This window comes from Pseudoalteromonas sp. NZS11 (assembly GCF_015864765.1).
Classification (GTDB): domain Bacteria; phylum Pseudomonadota; class Gammaproteobacteria; order Enterobacterales; family Alteromonadaceae; genus Pseudoalteromonas; species Pseudoalteromonas arctica.
In genome coordinates, this window is sequence record NZ_JADYWP010000001.1 from 296,215 (window position 1) to 313,600 (window position 17,386).

Below are 17,386 nucleotides of genomic sequence, written 5' to 3' on the forward strand. Positions count from 1 at the left end.
TTATCCTACTTGACTAAAAATATACCCTTGGTAACCCAAAAACGCTATTAGCAATAAGCCGCCTTCTACTCTATTGATACGTTGGGTGCCTCTAAAGTTCAATGACATAATAATAAGAGCAAGTGTTGCACCAATCATAATTAATACGTCTCGGCTTACTAATGATGGGTCAATGGCTGAAGGGTTAATAATACCGGCAAGTGGTAATACCGCTAGAATATTAAATATGTTTGAGCCAACAATATTACCTAGTGCTAAATCATCTTCATTTTTAAGTACACCTGCAACCGAAGCGGCAAGTTCAGGCAAACTAGTACCGATGGCAATAATTGTTAAGCCAATGACTAAGTCGCTTAAGCCGAAGTATTTAGCAATATCGACAGCCGAACCTATTAAAAAATGAGAGCTAACAGGTAGGAGTATCATGCCGACAACTAACCAAAATACCGCTTTTTTCGTAGGTACATCGTTTGGTACATCCTCGCAGGCTTCTGAGACAAATGGGTCATCTTGGTTTTTTGCACGCATAGATACAATAATTAACCCACCGATGAATACGATAAAGCCAACCAAAAGTGCAACACCTTCATTAAATGAAAAGTAGTTATCTGAGAACACATACCAAGTAGCTAAAGATACGAGCATCACTAATGGCATTTCACGTTTTAATGTACTTGATGAAACTGAAAGAGGGCGAAATAGAGCAGTGATACCTAACACAAGTAAAATGTTTGTAATATTAGAGCCAACAGCATTGCCAACCGCTGTGTCGGTTTTGTTAGCTAGAGCGGCAGAGGCTGAAACCATCATTTCAGGTGCTGAAGAGCCCATAGCTACCACGGTTAAACCAACAATAAGTGTAGGTACACCAAAGTTTTTAGCAAGAGCCGCAGCGCCATAAACAAACCTGTCTGCACTCCAAACAAGAGCTGCAAAACCAAGAATTAAAATAACAAACGAGGTAACCATTGTGTTAAGCCAGTTATACAAAATACAGATGGCGCGAATAGTAACAAAAGCCAAGATGAAAGTATAAATAAAAGAGTAAGGTCAACTATATGATGGTACTGCTTTTGAAGTGCTAATTTAAAAATTTAAGCCGGGGTTAAGCTGTTTTAAGCGAGTCTTATAATCCTTTTCATGGATGTATTACAAAATCTTACGAATTGTTTTTTCCATCTTTGACAAAAAAGCTTTAAAATAGGTGCACTAGTGAACATTTTTATGGAGAGCGACTTGTCGCAATCAATAGTAGAAGTCAAGGATGTTAGCTTTTCGAGAGGCAATAGAACTATATATAAAAATATGAGTTTTAGCGTTCCTAAAGGTAAAATTACTGCGATCATGGGGCCAAGCGGAATTGGCAAAACCACTATGTTGCGTTTAATTGGTGGTCAGCTTAAACCAGATTCAGGTGATATTTTATTTGAAGGTGGCAGCATTCCTAAAATGTCTCGTAAAGAGTTATACGAAGCACGTACTAAAATGAGCATGCTTTTTCAAAGTGGTGCGCTGTTTACTGATATGTCGGTATTTGACAATATTGCGTTTCCTATAAGAGAGCACACAAAGCTAAGTGAAGACCTTATTCGATTAGTTGTATTAATGAAATTGCAAGCGGTTGGGCTACGTGGCGCTAAAGATTTAATGCCCTCTGAGTTATCGGGCGGTATGGCAAGACGTGCTGCACTTGCGCGCGCTATAGCACTTGATCCAGAGCTAATCATGTACGATGAACCATTTGCAGGACAAGACCCTATTTCGATGGGCGTATTGGTTAAGCTAATTAAGTCGCTTAACGAAGTATTGAGTTTATCGTCTTTAATTGTGACACACGATGTGACAGAAGTAATGAGTATTGCCGATCACGTTATAATTATCGCCGATCAAGGTGTAATTGGTTGTGGTACTCCTGATGAAATGCGCAATCATGAATCTCCTTTAGTTCAACAGTTTTTAAAAGGCTTGTCGGATGGTCCAGTACCATTTCATTTTCCGGCTCAAGCTTATGCAGATGAACTGCTTGGAGAAAAAGCATAATGTTGGATTTATTTCAAAAGCTAGGGCATAAAACGCTAGGACGTTTTGCGGCTCTTGGCCGTTCGGCTTATATGCTGTTTAGTGCGCTTGCGCATGTTCCTAATTTTAAAAAAGGCACACCGTTACTTGTTCGCCAACTTTATATGGTGGGTTCGCAATCGTTACTGATTATTATGGTGTCGGGTTTGTTTATCGGCATGGTGTTGGCTCTACAAGGTTACACCGTATTAGTTGGTTATGGCGCTGAGGATAGTTTAGGGCCGTTAGTGGCACTGAGTTTATTGCGAGAACTGGGCCCGGTTGTTACTGCATTACTGTTTGCAGGACGCGCAGGTAGCGCATTGACTGCTGAAATTGGCTTAATGAAAGCAACAGAGCAACTTTCATCACTTGAAATGATGGCAATCGATCCGCTAAAACGTATTATTGCACCGCGCTTTTGGGCGGGTTTTATAAGCATGCCATTGCTTGCATTGATATTTTCAGCCGTAGCAATCATAGGCGCTCATTTAGTGGGTGTAGATTGGCTGGGGGTTGATACAGGTAGTTTTTGGTCAATCATGCAATCACAAGTGTCGTTTCAGCAAGACATACTAAACGGTATTATTAAGAGTTTTGTATTTGCCATAGTGGTGACCTGGATTGCGCTTTATAAAGGATATGACTGTGTGCCGACCTCAGAAGGGATCAGCAAAGCAACCACCGAAACGGTTGTTCATTCGTCATTAGCAGTTTTAGGTTTTGACTTTATTTTGACAGCGGTAATGTTTACCAGCTAATAGGGTATAGATAATGAATTCACGGAAATTAGAAATTTTAGTTGGTTTTTTTGTAGCGCTTGGCATTTTAGCTTTTGCGATGCTCGCACTTAAAGTTGCCAATTCAGGTATTAGTGGCTCTGGCGAAACATATACGCTTAATGCCAAGTTTGAAAACATTGGCTCGTTAAAAGCGCGTGCACCGGTAAAAGTAGGTGGTGTTGTAATTGGTCGTGTTGAATCAATTTATGTTCACCCACAAGAATTTTTACCAGTCGTTAATATGACTATTGATGCACAGTACTTATGTCGTTTTTCAGACACGAGTTCAATCTCTATTTTAACCTCGGGTATTTTAGGCGAGCAGTACTTAGGTATTCACCCTGTAATTTCTCCAGATTCGGCTAAGCAACGTTGTTTAGGCGAAACAGTGACTGAGAACAAGCAAGATGAAGCAATTGACGATTTGTTTGGTGTGGAAAGTAAAGCACTAGGTGATGGCGATTCAATTACTGATACTAAGTCTGCCATTGTACTTGAAGAATTAATCGGGCAGTTTTTATTCAACCAAGGTAGTGAGTAATTATTATGTTGAAAAAGTTTTTAGCTATTGTAGCAATTGGCACAATGACGCTAACTCAAAGCGTAAGTGCAGCAGATGTTAAATTGGTTGATCCAAATAAAATGGTACGCCAAGTTGCCGATAATACATTTGCACGTATTAAAAAAGATCAGCCATTAATTGTTAAAAATCAAGAGCATCTTCGCGTAATCGTTGAAGAAGAATTAATGCCTTATATCGACTACAAATATGCAGCACTTCGCGTACTAGGTAGTGAAGTATCTAAAGTACGTGCAATTACCGACGAAGCTGAAAAAGCCAAAGCAATTAAAGAAATTCAACGCTTTATTGGTGTTTTTAGAGAGTATTTAGTTGCTACTTATGCAGGTGTATTCACTCAATATACAAACCAAAAAGTTGAGTTTGGTGCAGAACAAGCATTTAAAGGCAAAGATGTCGTTGTCGTTAAAACTAAAATTATTGAAGATGGTAAACCTGATATCAGAATCGATTTTAAAGTACGCGAAGACCGTGACGGTGAATGGCGCGCGTACGATATGATTGCTGAAGGTATTAGTTTACTAGACGCAAAACAAAGTGAGCTACAAGGTATTTTGCGTCAGCAAGGTATTGATAATGTAAGTAACCTTTTAGAGCAAAAGAGTCAGCTACCAGTTCAGTTTAGAGGCAGTAACTCGAATGACTAAATTGGCAATAAGCCAAGTTGATGGACAACATTTTCGAGTAAACGGTGAGCTTACTCGAAATTCAATTGGCGATGAACAGCTTCTGAACAACAAGCTATTAACCAAGCATAAAATCATCTATTTCGACCTAAGTGGTGTATCTAGGGTTGACACAGCGGGCTTAGCTTGGTTAATTCACTCTTTTGCAGAATTAAAGCAGCAAGGCATTCGCCTTGAATTGCAAAACCTACCTGAGCAATTGCAAAATTTAATGCAATTGGGTCAGGTTACAACCCTATTTGAGTGAGAGTTATGGAAACTAGCCAAGTCGAAACATTATTACGCGAAGAACTTCAATTAGCTGAAGTACATGTAAAAGCCAATGGTAGTCATTATGAAGTTGTTGCAGTAGGTGAATGCTTTGACGGTTTAAGCCGAGTTAAAAAGCAGCAGCTAGTTTATGGCCCATTAATGAATACAATTTCAGATGGCACAATTCACGCAGTATCTATTCGTGCATTTACTCCTGTAGAGTGGAAGCGTGAACAAAAATTTATTTTACCGCAATAAATAGGGCCTCTTAATGGATCAATTTGTAATTCAAGGTGGTACTTCACTTGCTGGTGAAGTGACTATTTCTGGCGCTAAAAATGCCGCACTTCCTATTTTGTTTGCTTCATTATTAGCTGATGGAAAAAGTACATTTACTAATGTACCGCGCCTTCGCGATATAGTGACCACAGAAGCCTTATTAAAAACTCTAGGCGCTGATGTTAATTGGCACGGCGATACGCTAGTGATTGACGGCGCAACGGTTAATAAAACATTAGCGCCATACGACTTAGTTAAGCAAATGCGTGCCTCTGTACTTGCATTAGGCCCTTTAGTTGCACGTTTTGGTGAAGCTCAAGTGTCTTTACCTGGTGGGTGTGCTATTGGTGCTCGCCCTGTTGATATTCATATTCAGGGTTTGGAGCGCATGGGCGCACAAATAAACGTTGAAAATGGTTATATTAATGCCAAGGTAAACGGTCGCTTAAAAGGCGCTGAAATCTTTATGGAAATGGTAAGCGTAGGCGCTACCGAAAACCTATTGATGGCAGCTGCCCTCGCTGATGGTAAAACCATACTTGATAATGCTGCACGTGAGCCCGAAATAATTGATTTAGCTAACTGCTTAATTGCTATGGGCGCTAAAATTACGGGTGCAGGCACTAGCCGCATTGAAGTTGAAGGCGTTGAGCGTTTAGCAGGATGTGAGCACAGCATTTTACCCGATAGAATAGAAACAGGTACATTTTTAGTCGCTGCAGCAATGGCAGGCGGTGAAGTACTTTGTAAAAACACTGACTTTCATTCTCTTGAGCCTGTGATTGAAAAGCTACGTGCAACAAATGCACACTTAGAAGTACATAACGACAGTATTTATCTTGATATGCGCGGCCGAGAACTGAGAGCCGTAAATATTAAAACAGCTCCACACCCAGGTTTCCCTACGGATATGCAAGCTCAGTTTACAGCATTAAATGTAGTAGCGAATGGTAGTGCGACTATTACAGAAACGATTTTTGAAAACCGTTTTATGCATGTACCTGAGTTGCAGCGTATGGGCGCTAATATTCGTTTAGAAGGGCATACCGCAATTTGTGGTGAGACTGAGAGCCTAACGGGCGCGCAAGTGATGGCAACCGACCTACGCGCTTCAGCTAGCTTAATCTTAACGGGTATAGTGGCACAGGGTGAAACGGTTGTTGACCGTATTTATCACGTTGATAGAGGCTATCAGCGCATTGAAGATAAGCTAAGTGCGTTGGGTGCAAATATTAAACGTCGAAGTAGTTAAGTAGATATTTAACTAGCTAAGCTATTTTAAAAAGGTCGGATACGCAAATTGCTATCCGACCTTTTTATTGACGATTTATGAAAGTTGGTATTATTTTTTATTAAAGCTTTGTTTCAAGCTCAGCTACCACCACCATGATTTTTTCTATTTTACCATTCCGGTAAAGCTCAAATTCTATTTCTTTACCTGGTTCTGTATTACCTATTTTTTCCAGCACTTTTTGTGGATTTGCTACCGAAAGCCCTGCAATTTTAATAACAATATCTTGCTCTTCAATACCCGCTTGCCATGCTGGTCCCAAAGGGTCTAAATTAGTAATACGCATGCCAGTAACTGGGGTTAGGCTGTCGTTTACTTCCTTGCCGGTACTATCTACTGCTGTGCCTTCAAAGCCTAAATAGCCGCGCACAACGCGACCATGACGAATGAGCTTACCCATTACTTTTTTAGCAAGTGAGTAAGGAACCGCAAAGAATATTCCTTGAATATTCAAGTTCTCACGCGTTTTAAACTGCGCAGAAGTAATGCCGACTAAATCACCATTGGAGTTAACTAATGCGCCGCCAGAGTTGCCCACATTAATAGCCGCATCCATTTGCAATAAGTTATTGTACGGACTGTCTGTAATTTTTTGCTTACCCGTTGCGCTAATAATGCCTTGCGTGATTGTTTGGCCTAAATTAAGCGGGTTACCTATGGCAAGTACAACATCGCCTACACTGGATACATAGCTATCATTTACAGGAATTACCGGGAGGTGATCTGCGTTTATTTTAAGTAAGGCTAGATCAGTAATAGTATCAAAACCAATTAGCTGTACATCAAAAAAGCGTCTGCCATCGGTTAGAATAACCATAATTTGATCTGCATTATTAACAACATGGTAGTTGGTAAGAATATAACCGTCTTGCGACATGATGACGCCAGAGCCTAGCTCTTGTACCGTGTTTTTTCTTTTATAACGAGGTTCTTTGGAAATACTTTCTGAAAAAATAGTAACCACAGAAGGCGCTGCTCGTTTAACTGCATCAGAAAAACTCAAGTGACTCGAACTCATTGCGCTTGGTAGGGGAACATTTGGCAGTAAGGCCGCTCGCATATTAGGGCTGAAAAAAACCACTAAAAAAGCAATACTTAGGCCTGCAAATAAAGGGGGAAGAATAAATTTTATTAGTTTCAGCACGATTTTCTTATTATGTAAGTGAGCAATCTCTTTATGATGACATAAAAAAAATAACAGCGGCAAGTGCCACTGTTATTTTTATTACATTAATAGTGCTATTTATTACTGAATTAAAATAAATATAGACTCACGACCACGTTGCACGCCAAGTACTATATTACCTTTTGTACTGTCGATGATTTTATTCATGTCGCGAATCGTTTCAACTCGTTGACGATTCACTTGCATAATAATATCGCCTTCTTCAAGGCCAACACGGGCAGACGGTGAGCGAGGATCTACAGAAGTAACCTCAACACCTTTATTACTGTTTTTTTGTACATTTTCAAGTGTCGCGCCTTGGAATGCAGGATGCAGCTCTTCACCGGTCGCTGTAACACCTGATGCACCATCAAGAGTTACTTTCACTGTTTTAATTTTACCATCGCGGTAAATGCCTAGTTTTATCTCACGGCCTTCACCTAGCGTAGCAATTTTGCTGCGTAGTTCATGGAAGCCGCTAATGTCGCCACCGTTTATGCTAACAATAACGTCACCAGCTTCAATTCCAGCCTTACTGGCGGCAGTGTCGTCCATTACTTGCATTACATAAGCACCTTGTTTGACATCAAGTTGCTGTGCTTTTGCAAGTCCAGCATCAAGTGGACGACCAGAAATGCCTAACGAGCCTCGACGTACTTCACCATGTTCAATAATTTGATCGACTAGATTTTTCATCATATTAGATGGAATCGCAAAACCAATACCCACGTTGCCGCCAGAAGCACCTAAAATAGCGGTATTAATACCAATCAACTCACCATTGAGGTTAACTAAGGCACCGCCAGAATTACCCTGGTTAATAGCTGCGTCGGTTTGAATGAAATCTTCGTAGCCCTCAATGTTTAAACCACTTCGACCAAGGGCACTAACAATACCTGATGTAACTGTGTGGCTAAGGCCAAATGGGTTACCAATAGCAACCGCAAAGTCGCCCACTCGTAAATTATCTGAGTTAGCGAGTTTGATTTCGGTTAAGTCATCAGCGTCTATTTGTAAAAGAGCGATGTCTGATTCTGTGTCAGTACCAATTTTAGTTGCTTCAAATTCACGGCCATCTTCGAGAGTAACTACCATTTTTTCGGCGTCTTGGATTACGTGGTTATTAGTCACTACATAGCCCTCATCAGCATCAATAATGACCCCAGAACCTAATCCACTAAATTGGCGTTTTTGACTGCGAGGCTGTTGCTGTCCAAAAAAATATTCGAGAGGATCTGCGCGGCGGCGTACTTCTTTAGAGCCTGAAACTTGGATACTTACAACACCAGGAGATATTTTCTCTAGCATGGGGGCAAGAGTGGGTAGTTGTTGACCATTTACTGCAATTGGCATTTTTGCATAAGACGCTACAGGGCTCATTAATAAGCTTGTAGATAAAATAGCTGCGCTGATAAGTGATAATTTCATTTTCATAGTCAGGGGTAACTCCACTTAAGATAAAGCAAAAACAAAAAGGGCTACTTTAAAAGCAGCCCTTTTTGGTTTATTAAGATAAAACAACAAAGCTGTTATATCTAAAGACTATGGGGTCTAAAAAAAGTTCATCAAGATACTTTAGAATGTTCTGAAACTTTATTTTGACCAGCAAATAAACCAGATTCACCCGATACATAATCAGCTGGTTGCGCTGCGGCTGAAGAACGATCTGAACGACGTTCTTTTAAAGACGCTTGTAGTTGTTCTGTTGTTTCTTTAGAAAAATAAGGTTCTGCTGGTGCTTTATTTCTATCTTCTAGAAGAAGTTGGTTTGTTTCTTCAACGTGACTAAGCAGTTGATCATAGTTTTCTTTCATTTTATTTACGAGCTTGCCAGTATTCGCTAAATGATCAGCTACATCTTGACGATACTGCTCTAACGCATTTTCAGCTTGCTCTGCCTGCTCTTTTAATTCATCTTGTTTGAATTGTTTTTTAGTAACAAATGCGCCAATAAAAAATGCTACAACAGCAGCAATAACAATTAAACCTACCCACATAACTGTGCCCATAAAAACTACCCCTTTGGGAAAATAACTAACGAATGCCGATTCAATTATAAATCATACTAAGTGTAATATACCCCGAGTTATGATGCGTGTTAATATGCTTTGCAAATTAAACTGTGTTTTAACTGTAAATAGATATGACTCCTTGGCAAACATACCAACAAGACTTAAAGCGAGATGACTTTGTACACGACGCAGCACAAGAAAATGCTGTGCGCCATTTACAACGTCTATACGATGACCTAACTCAGGCAAAGCCAAAACAAAAAGGTTTTTTTGCTAAGTTATTTAGTAAAAATGAACCTGCGCCTATAAAAGGTTTGTACTTTTGGGGTGGAGTAGGGCGTGGTAAAACTTATTTAGTTGACACTTTTTACGAATCACTACCGGGCACACGTAAAATGCGCGTGCACTTTCATCGATTTATGCACCGAGTGCATAATGAGCTTAAAAAACTAAACAATACGGCTAATCCATTAGAAAAAATAGCTGACACTTTCAAAGCTGAAACAGACATAATTTGTTTTGATGAGTTTTTTGTTCAAGACATTACCGATGCTATGTTGCTAGGTGGCTTAATGGAAGCGCTATTTGCACGGGGTATAGTACTTGTTGCTACATCTAATATAGTGCCTGATGAGCTTTACAGAAATGGCTTGCAGCGTGCCCGCTTTGTCCCTGCTATAGAACTGGTTAAGCTCAATACAGAAATAGTTAATGTAGACTCAGGTATTGATTACCGGTTACGCACTTTAGAGCAAGCCGAAATTTTTCATAGTCCGTTAGATAAAGAAGCGGATAAAAACTTATTTGAATACTTCGATAAGCTATCGTCAGAGCCTGGACAATTAGATGAGCCGATAGAGATAGAAGGTCGTTTAATCAAAACGCGAAAAGTAGCTAAATGCGTGGTGATGTTTGAGTTTAGTGAATTATGCGAAACAGCGCGTAGTCAGGTTGATTACATGGAGATTAGTCGCTTATATAATACGGTGATTATTTCTAACGTAAAACAGCTTGGGCAAACTAATGATGATGCCGCTAGACGCTTTATTGCTTTAGTGGATGAATTTTACGAGCGCCATGTAACTTTAATTATATCGGCTGAAAAACCTATTACCGAACTTTATACCCAAGGTAATTTAAACTTTGAATTTAAGCGCTGTATAAGCCGTTTGCAAGAAATGCAGTCTCTAGAGTATTTAGCTAGAGAGCATTTGGTTTAAATTAGTAGGTAAAAGTGTAATAGGTTAGCCATTAAAAGTAAGAGGTGCATATATAGTACTTCTTATTTCTAAAATTTCTTGTGGAAAAAACAACCGGCGAGTAGCAATGTGTTTTAAGTGCTGGTATACTCCCGCGTCTGCCACGTTGCGTTCTATGCCCTCATATAGTCTAGCCACTTGTGAGCGGCGCAAAAGTCTAAAACTCGAAGGGGTTATAGCAAACTTAGAGCAGTAGTTAATATTAACTACTTGTGGTTTTAATTGAAAAACATTGGATTTTTATAAATGAAAACGTTTGTTGCTAAACCAGAAACAGTAAAACGTGACTGGTACGTAGTTGACGCTGAAGGTAAAACTTTAGGTCGCATCGCTACTGAAATCGCTCACCGCCTACGCGGTAAGCATAAAGTTGAATATACACCGCACGTAGATACTGGTGATTATATCATCGTTATCAACGCTGAAAAAGTTACTGTAACTGGTAACAAATTCAAAAACAAAGTGTACTATTCACACTCTGGTTTTCCAGGTGGTCTTAAGTCTACTACTTTTGATAAACTTCAAGCTGCAAAGCCTGAAATGATCATCGAGAAGGCTGTTAAGGGCATGTTGCCACGTGGTCCTTTAGGCCGCGCTATGTACCGTAAACTTAAAGTTTACACAGGTACTGAGCACAACCATGCTGCACAACAGCCTCAGGTTCTAGACATTTAAGGAGCACCATCATGGCAAATCAATACTACGGTACAGGTCGTCGTAAAAGTTCAAGTGCTCGCGTATTCTTACGCCCAGGCACTGGTAACATCGTAATCAACAAACGCTCTCTAGAAGAGTATTTTGGTCGCGAAACAGCACGCATGGTTGTTCATCAAGCTCTTGAGCTAGTTGATATGACTGAAAAATTTGACCTTTACATCACCGTTTCTGGTGGTGGTACAACTGGTCAAGCTGGTGCTATCCGTCATGGTATCACTCGTGCACTTATGGAGTTTGACGAATCATTACGTTCACAACTTCGTAAAGCAGGTTTTGTTACACGTGATGCACGTAAAGTTGAACGTAAGAAAGTGGGTCTTAAGAAAGCGCGTAAGCGTCCACAGTTCTCAAAACGTTAATCTATACGTTATCAAGAATTCAAAAACCCAGCTTATGCTGGGTTTTTTGTTTTCAAATCAAAATGTTTACATTTGCAACTTAATATAAAGTTATTTATATCGACGGTGATACTGGGTGATTGCAGCAATTAATGATGATCAAATTGATTAATAACTGCGTATTAATCAAACGAAAGTTAAAAAACACTCAGATAGCTGCAAAAAAGTTAAATAATTATCGTAATTAGTTTAAATCCATCAGTTAATTGGTGGAATTTTTTGCTACAATTGGCATTGAAGTAAAATGAGTGAGTTTAACCGCACTATGTACAGTTTTTACTGTTTCCTCTTAGTGGTGTTGATCTTGGTCAGTATATTGTTTTTACAGAAGCGTTATTATAGTCGTTCGGCTTTATTCTCGAACCTACTTAATCAAATTTTGATCAAGTTAGTTTTATTCGAGCATAGGGCTTTGAATAACCTTGTTTTAATCAAGGGTTTTAATTATGATCGCTTCTATTTTAAAAATTCGAATAATTAACCTGCTGTAACTGATGTTCTCAATATAGCAAGTGTTGAGAATCATAGTGGAGATAAGTGGATGAGCAATGCGCCTGTAGACAATGGCCGACGTCGCTTTTTAACCATAGCTACCTCTGTTGTAGGTGGTGTTGGTGCGGCTGGGGCTGCTGTTCCTTTTATTGCGTCTTGGAATCCAAGTGAGCGAGCTAAATCTGCGGGTGCGCCTGTAGAAGTAGATATCAGCAAACTTGAACCGGGACAATTAATACGTGTCGAGTGGCGTGGTAAACCTGTATGGGTTGTATCACGGACCCCAAAAATGCTTGAGCAAATGAAAGAACATGAAGGTCAACTTCGTGATCCGCATTCGCAAGAGCCACAACAATTAGAATCATCAACAAATGATTACCGTTCATTACGTCCAGAAATCTTTCTGGCTGTAGGTATTTGTACGCATTTAGGGTGTTCACCTGGCTTTTTCCAAGGTAACTTTAGTGAGAAAGTTGAAGGAACCGATGATGGCTTCTATTGCCCATGTCATGGTTCTAAATTTGATATGGCTGGCCGTGTATTTCAATCGGTACCTGCTCCATTAAACTTAGAGATACCACCTTATACTTTTCTTGATGAGACCACTATTTTAGTGGGCGAAGAAAAAGGGGCAGCCTAATGTTTGGTAAGATTATTGGTTGGATAGACGACCGTATCCCAATGACACGTGTTTGGAACATGCATATTGCACAGTATCCAGCACCTAAAAACTTTAACTTCTGGTACTTTTTTGGCTCATTAGCCATGTTGGTACTAGTAAACCAAATCCTAACAGGTATTTGGTTAACGATGAACTTTGTTCCGTCTTCTGAAGGCGCATTCGCTTCAGTAGAATACATCATGCGTGATGTAGAATATGGCTGGTTATTACGTTACTTGCACTCAACCGGTGCATCAGCGTTTTTCATCGTTGTATATATGCATATGTTCCGTGGCATGATCTACGGTTCTTATCAAAAACCACGTGAGTTACTGTGGTTATTTGGTATGTTTATTTTCTTAGCGCTAATGGCTGAAGCATTCATGGGGTATTTATTACCATGGGGGCAAATGTCGTTCTGGGGTGCACAGGTAATCATCTCCTTATTCGGGGCTATTCCGGTTATTGGTGATGACTTAACACTTTGGATCCGTGGTGACTATGTAATATCAGGTGCAACGCTTAACCGCTTCTTTGCATTACATGTAATTGCACTACCACTGGTTATTGTAATCTTAGTTTTCTTACACATTGTTGCTCTACACGAAGTGGGTTCAAATAACCCTGAAGGTATTGAGATTAAACGTAAGAAAGGCTCAGTAGCTGAAGAAGATAAGCCTAAATTTAAATTTCATGAGTATTACACTGACAAGAAAGATATTGTTGATGCGATACCGTTCCACCCTTACTACACAGTTAAAGATATTGTGGGTGTGGTTGGTTTCTTAATATTGTTCTGTTGGGTTGTTTTCTTTATGCCAGCGATGAATGGCTTCTTTTTAGAAGGTCCAAACTTCGAGGCAGCTAACCCACTTAAAACACCTGAGCATATTTTCCCGGTTTGGTACTTTACGCCATTCTATGCAATCTTACGTGCAATCCCTGATAAGTTAATCGGTGTTGCGGCGATGGGTGCATCGATTGTGGTACTTGCGTTACTACCTTGGGTAGACCGTGGTAGAGTTAAATCGGTTCGTTACCGTTGTGGTTTCCATAAATGGAACATTGCAGGTTTTGTTGTAACTTTCGTTCTTCTAGGTTGGGTGGGTGCAACTCCACAAACTGATATGAAAACGATTATTTCTCAAATCTGTACTGTGACTTACTTTATGTTCTTCGTACTGTTGTTTGTATACAGTAAGAACGAAAAAACTAAGCCATTGCCAGAGAGGTTAACGAAATGATGAAGAAGCTTATTATTGGTTTATTTGCTTTATCAGTAAACTTGTTGCCGAACATGGTTATGGCAGCGGGTCCATCGGTTCCTTTAATGGAAGCGAACAACGACCTTACTGATCAACCATCTTTACAACGCGGTGCAAAGTTGTTCATGAACTACTGTCTTGGTTGTCACCAAATGCAGTATCAACGTTATGAACGTACTTTTCGTGATATCGGTATCCCAACAGAGGTTGGTTTAGAGCAGTTGATTTTTGACGGCTCTAAAGTAGGTAGTCATATTACTAACGCGATTACAAAAGACGATGCAGCAAAATGGTTTGGTGCGGCTCCGCCGGATTTAACTCTAATTGCTCGTGTAAAATCACCAGATTATATTTACACGTACTTAAAATCGTTTTATAAAGATGAATCTCGTCCGTTTGGGGTTAACAACATTGTTTTTCCATCGGTAGGTATGCCTCACGTTCTTCAAGAACTACAAGGTTTACCAACACCTATCACTAAAGAAGTACAAGAGCATGGTCACACTGTGACTAAAGTTATTGCTACTGAAACAGATGGTACGGGCGAATTAAGCATAGATGAATACGACCAAGCGGCTCGTGATTTAACAAACTTCCTTGAGTACGTGGGTGAACCTTCACGTCTTGAATCGGAAGCGCTAGGTATTAAGGTAATAGGATTTTTAATTATCCTGTTTATCTTGGCATTTATGCTTAAGAAAGAATACTGGAGAGATGTTCATTAGGTTGAACATTTTTAAAGGTAATTTTGCAATAGGGGCTTAAGCCCCTTTTGCTGTTTTAGTTATTTAATGGAGGTATAGGCATGGCCGTAGCTGCCAATAAGCGCCCTGTAATGACCCTTTTTTCTGGTGCTAACTGTATGTATAGCCACCAAGTACGTATTGTACTTGCGGAAAAAGGTGTAAGTGTAGATATTCATTTGGCTGAAAAAGATAACTTGCCAGAAGCACTTCACGAAATTAACCCTTACGGTACAGTGCCAACACTGATTGACCGTGAGCTTGGTTTATACCAGGCAAACATCATCATGGAATACCTTGATGAACGTTTTCCTCATCCTCCACTAATGCCTGTTTACCCGGTAATGCGTGGTCGTAGCCGCTTAATGATGCATCGTATTGATACTGATTGGTACAGCCTAGCTGACAAAATCAGTAACAACACGTCAGACGCTGCTCAAGCTCGTAAAGAGCTAACAGAAGCATTGCTTGCTGTAGCACCTATTTTTAGCGAAGCACCTTACTTTATGAGTGAAGAGTTTAGCTTAGTAGACTGTTATTTAGCTCCACTATTATGGCGTTTACCAGAGTTTGGTATTGAGCTTAATGGTGCAGGTTCTAAAGAGCTTAAAGAGTACATGATCCGTTTATTTGAACGTGAGTCATTCCAAGCCTCTTTAACTGAAGCTGAGCGTGAGATCCGTTTATAATGACGCCTAATCGTCCTTATTTATTACGTGCTTTTTTTGATTGGATAGTCGATAACGAGTGTACACCGCATTTAGTGGTAGACGCTGGATTTGCAAATGTACAAGTGCCAACACAATTTGTTCAAGACGGACAAATTGTTTTAAACATAAGTCCATCAGCGGTCACACAGTTTTCGTTAGACTTAACCCAACTTAGCTTCAGTGCGCGCTTTGGTGGTCAGCCAATGCAAGTGTATGTACCTCTAGGTGCTGTGCTTGCAATATACGCGCGTGAAAATGGCGAAGGAACAGTCTTTACCGCAGATGAGTTTTTAGAGGACGAAGACGATTTTGTGCCAGAGCTTGAAAGTGTTGATTCATCAGCTGAGTTTATTGATGAAACACCACCAGAAAAGCCTGAGAAGAAAAAAGGCTCTCATTTACGCGTTATTAAATAATAAGTAAATGCCAAAAAAAACCGCTGAATAAGCGGTTTTTTTATGTCTGTATTTTGTGTTTACAAGTATTCAAATACTTTAATTACACGCTCTACGCCAGAAACATTGCGGGCAATATTTACAGCTTGAGTTGACTCAGAGTCAGATACTAAGCCCATTAAAAAAACTTCAGCATTTTCTGTCACTACTTTAATGTTATTACTGCTAATGTCTTTTGCTGTTAGTAGCTGGGCTTTTACTTTAGAAGTTAGCCAAGAGTCGTGAGTTTGTGTAGTGATGCCAGTATTTGAGCCAATACGAATTTGGTTATGTATTTTACGAATACCTGAAACGCCCTCAATGGTGCGCTGCGCTTCGTTTCTCATTTCTTCGTTAGATACTTGGCCAACAAGTAAAACAATACCGTTAACGCTTACAGCGCTTATATTGGCAAACTTTTCAAGACGTTCTACTTCGCTAAGTGCAATACTGGCTTTTATTTCAATATTGTTATCGTCAATTTGAGAGCCAATAGTACGGCGGTCGTTCGCTGCAGTTACTGCACTGGCTGTACCTGCAACAACAGCGGCTGCGCAGCCTTGCAGTAATACAACAGTACCTAAAACAATAAGAGAGCGTTTAAACATAATTTTCATCCTGAGGAAAAAGCGTTAAATCAACAAGTTCGCTTAAACAATGTAAGTTAACTAAATGAGATTCGATAATGCGGCTAGGGCGTTTAGATGGCGATCTAATTTCAACATCGTTAGGTCCAAGTAGGCCTACCAACTCGCCACCATCATCACCAACCATAACTATGACCTTCATATCTTTAGTTAGTGCAGCTTCAACGGCAGAAATAACATGTTTTTCGTTACCGTTTATAGCCAGTACGAGCAATAAATCACCTTGCTGGGCAAAAGCGCGGACTTGGCGAGCAAATGTATCGTGATCGTCTACTTGAGTACTTTGCCCAAGATTAACGTTTTCTTGCGATAGAGCAATTGCAGGTAAGCAGGGACGTTCGGTTTCATAATGATTAACCAATACACCCGCCATATGCTGAGCGAGCATGTGGCAATTTGCAGTACCGCAGCAAATGAGTTTATTTCCGTTGATCAGACTTTGTGCAATAGTAAATGCAGCTGACTCAAGCGCACTAGGTAGTACTTCACCAGCAGCGATTTGAACTTGAATGCTTTCTGTAAAAATTTCTTTAATTGTGTCTTGCATAGCCTACCAATAATTTATCTTTGTATTTGCGTTTAAAATACATTTTTAAGCCAATTAATATTAGGAGATGCTTCTCCTGTAATGGCTACATAATCAATTCTTAGAGCTTGGTTAGTTAAATTTTTAGCTGCTAAGTAATGATAAATACTACGTTTTAATCGAGCTTGTTTTTGTGGACTAAGCGCATAGTTGGCACCGCCACGAGCATTATTTTTGCGAAACTTAACCTCAACGAATACAAGGGTATCGCCTTCTTTCATAATGACATCAAGCTCACCAAAGGGGCAGTAATAATTACGTTCTATGGGTGTTAGCCCTTGAGTAACTAAGTATTTTTGCGCTTCAAGCTCATAATACTGGCCTTTTTCGCGACTATTGTGCCACAGCTCTTTAAACCACGACATGCCG

22 protein-coding genes are annotated in these 17,386 nt (G+C 39.9%); 15 read left to right on the forward strand and 7 right to left on the reverse strand.

All coding sequences use genetic code 11. The features are described 5' to 3' along the window. Complete coding sequence (locus I6E82_RS01280) at positions 1–969, reverse strand: calcium/sodium antiporter (RefSeq protein WP_197116488.1); 969 nt, start codon at positions 967–969, stop codon at positions 1–3. Between the two features lie 255 nt (positions 970–1,224). On the opposite strand from I6E82_RS01280, the gene I6E82_RS01285 reads away from it, so the two are divergent. From I6E82_RS01285 to murA, 7 genes are read left to right on the forward strand one after another with little or no spacing between them, the layout of a single operon-like run. Next, complete coding sequence (locus I6E82_RS01285; protein WP_076916424.1) at positions 1,225–2,040, forward strand: ATP-binding cassette domain-containing protein; 816 nt, start codon at positions 1,225–1,227, stop codon at positions 2,038–2,040. Beyond that, positions 2,040–2,819, forward strand: coding sequence for a lipid asymmetry maintenance ABC transporter permease subunit MlaE (mlaE, locus tag I6E82_RS01290; RefSeq protein ID WP_002957949.1), 780 nt, complete (start codon positions 2,040–2,042; stop codon positions 2,817–2,819). Before I6E82_RS01285 ends, mlaE begins: the two co-directional genes overlap by 1 nt. Positions 2,820–2,832: 13 nt before the next feature. After that, the gene (mlaD, locus tag I6E82_RS01295) at positions 2,833–3,381 is read left to right on the forward strand and encodes an outer membrane lipid asymmetry maintenance protein MlaD (RefSeq protein WP_002957950.1); all 549 of its coding nucleotides are present in this window, start codon (positions 2,833–2,835) and stop codon (positions 3,379–3,381) included. Between the two features lie 5 nt (positions 3,382–3,386). Beyond that, a complete protein-coding gene (locus I6E82_RS01300) occupies positions 3,387–4,067 on the forward strand; it encodes an MlaC/ttg2D family ABC transporter substrate-binding protein (protein ID WP_101163629.1) in 681 nt (226 codons plus the stop codon). Then, on the forward strand, positions 4,060–4,353 hold the full coding sequence (locus I6E82_RS01305; protein ID WP_010554274.1) for an STAS domain-containing protein: 294 nt from the start codon (positions 4,060–4,062) through the stop codon (positions 4,351–4,353). Before I6E82_RS01300 ends, I6E82_RS01305 begins: the two co-directional genes overlap by 8 nt. A gap of 5 nt (positions 4,354–4,358) precedes the next feature. Further along, a complete protein-coding gene (locus I6E82_RS01310; RefSeq protein WP_002957953.1) occupies positions 4,359–4,616 on the forward strand; it encodes a BolA family protein in 258 nt (85 codons plus the stop codon). Between the two features lie 13 nt (positions 4,617–4,629). Then, complete coding sequence (murA, locus tag I6E82_RS01315; protein ID WP_007580318.1) at positions 4,630–5,889, forward strand: UDP-N-acetylglucosamine 1-carboxyvinyltransferase; 1,260 nt, start codon at positions 4,630–4,632, stop codon at positions 5,887–5,889. A gap of 100 nt (positions 5,890–5,989) precedes the next feature. Here the strand turns inward: murA and I6E82_RS01320 are convergent, their stop codons facing one another. The 3 genes from I6E82_RS01320 to I6E82_RS01330 form a co-directional block, all read right to left on the reverse strand. Further along, positions 5,990–7,072 carry a trypsin-like peptidase domain-containing protein gene (locus I6E82_RS01320; RefSeq protein ID WP_197116490.1) on the reverse strand — a complete coding sequence of 361 codons (1,083 nt, stop codon included), beginning with the start codon at positions 7,070–7,072 and terminating at the stop codon, positions 5,990–5,992. A gap of 102 nt (positions 7,073–7,174) precedes the next feature. Continuing rightward, a complete protein-coding gene (locus I6E82_RS01325) occupies positions 7,175–8,527 on the reverse strand; it encodes a Do family serine endopeptidase (protein WP_010554276.1) in 1,353 nt (450 codons plus the stop codon). Between the two features lie 131 nt (positions 8,528–8,658). Beyond that, a complete protein-coding gene (locus tag I6E82_RS01330) occupies positions 8,659–9,102 on the reverse strand; it encodes a YhcB family protein (protein WP_007580324.1) in 444 nt (147 codons plus the stop codon). A gap of 134 nt (positions 9,103–9,236) precedes the next feature. Between I6E82_RS01330 and zapE the strand changes: the two genes are divergently transcribed. The 8 genes from zapE to I6E82_RS01370 all read left to right on the forward strand — a co-directional run bounded on the left by zapE (position 9,237) and on the right by I6E82_RS01370 (position 15,766). Then, positions 9,237–10,325 (forward strand): cell division protein ZapE, encoded by a 1,089-nt coding sequence (zapE, locus tag I6E82_RS01335; protein WP_197112303.1) that lies wholly within the window; start codon positions 9,237–9,239, stop codon positions 10,323–10,325. Between the two features lie 285 nt (positions 10,326–10,610). Then, positions 10,611–11,039, forward strand: coding sequence for a 50S ribosomal protein L13 (rplM, locus tag I6E82_RS01340; protein ID WP_007378318.1), 429 nt, complete (start codon positions 10,611–10,613; stop codon positions 11,037–11,039). Positions 11,040–11,047: 8 nt separating this feature from the next. Next, on the forward strand, positions 11,048–11,440 hold the full coding sequence (rpsI, locus tag I6E82_RS01345; RefSeq protein ID WP_024590200.1) for a 30S ribosomal protein S9: 393 nt from the start codon (positions 11,048–11,050) through the stop codon (positions 11,438–11,440). A 580-nt stretch (positions 11,441–12,020) separates the two neighbouring features. After that, positions 12,021–12,611, forward strand: a complete 591-nt coding sequence (gene petA, locus I6E82_RS01350) for a ubiquinol-cytochrome c reductase iron-sulfur subunit (protein ID WP_007580333.1) — start codon at positions 12,021–12,023, stop codon at positions 12,609–12,611. After that, positions 12,611–13,876 (forward strand): cytochrome b, encoded by a 1,266-nt coding sequence (locus tag I6E82_RS01355; protein ID WP_007580335.1) that lies wholly within the window; start codon positions 12,611–12,613, stop codon positions 13,874–13,876. Before petA ends, I6E82_RS01355 begins: the two co-directional genes overlap by 1 nt. After that, the gene (locus I6E82_RS01360; RefSeq protein ID WP_007580337.1) at positions 13,873–14,622 is read left to right on the forward strand and encodes a cytochrome c1; all 750 of its coding nucleotides are present in this window, start codon (positions 13,873–13,875) and stop codon (positions 14,620–14,622) included. The genes I6E82_RS01355 and I6E82_RS01360 overlap by 4 nt, the downstream gene beginning before the upstream one ends. Before the next feature lie 80 nt (positions 14,623–14,702). Beyond that, a complete protein-coding gene (sspA, locus tag I6E82_RS01365; RefSeq protein WP_002957965.1) occupies positions 14,703–15,329 on the forward strand; it encodes a stringent starvation protein SspA in 627 nt (208 codons plus the stop codon). After that, positions 15,329–15,766 (forward strand): ClpXP protease specificity-enhancing factor, encoded by a 438-nt coding sequence (locus I6E82_RS01370; protein WP_007580339.1) that lies wholly within the window; start codon positions 15,329–15,331, stop codon positions 15,764–15,766. Before sspA ends, I6E82_RS01370 begins: the two co-directional genes overlap by 1 nt. A 59-nt stretch (positions 15,767–15,825) precedes the next feature. Here I6E82_RS01370 and dolP read toward each other — a convergent pair whose 3' ends face one another. Genes dolP through I6E82_RS01385 form a run of 3 tightly spaced genes read right to left on the reverse strand, consistent with a single transcriptional unit; the run spans position 15,826 to position 17,382 of the window. After that, a complete protein-coding gene (gene dolP, locus I6E82_RS01375; protein WP_007582867.1) occupies positions 15,826–16,392 on the reverse strand; it encodes a division/outer membrane stress-associated lipid-binding lipoprotein in 567 nt (188 codons plus the stop codon). Then, positions 16,385–16,978, reverse strand: a complete 594-nt coding sequence (locus I6E82_RS01380) for an SIS domain-containing protein (protein ID WP_002957968.1) — start codon at positions 16,976–16,978, stop codon at positions 16,385–16,387. The genes dolP and I6E82_RS01380 overlap by 8 nt, the downstream gene beginning before the upstream one ends. 32 nt (positions 16,979–17,010) lie before the next feature. Further along, positions 17,011–17,382, reverse strand: coding sequence for a YraN family protein (locus tag I6E82_RS01385; protein ID WP_010554278.1), 372 nt, complete (start codon positions 17,380–17,382; stop codon positions 17,011–17,013). Between the last annotated feature and the right edge of the window lie 4 nt (positions 17,383–17,386).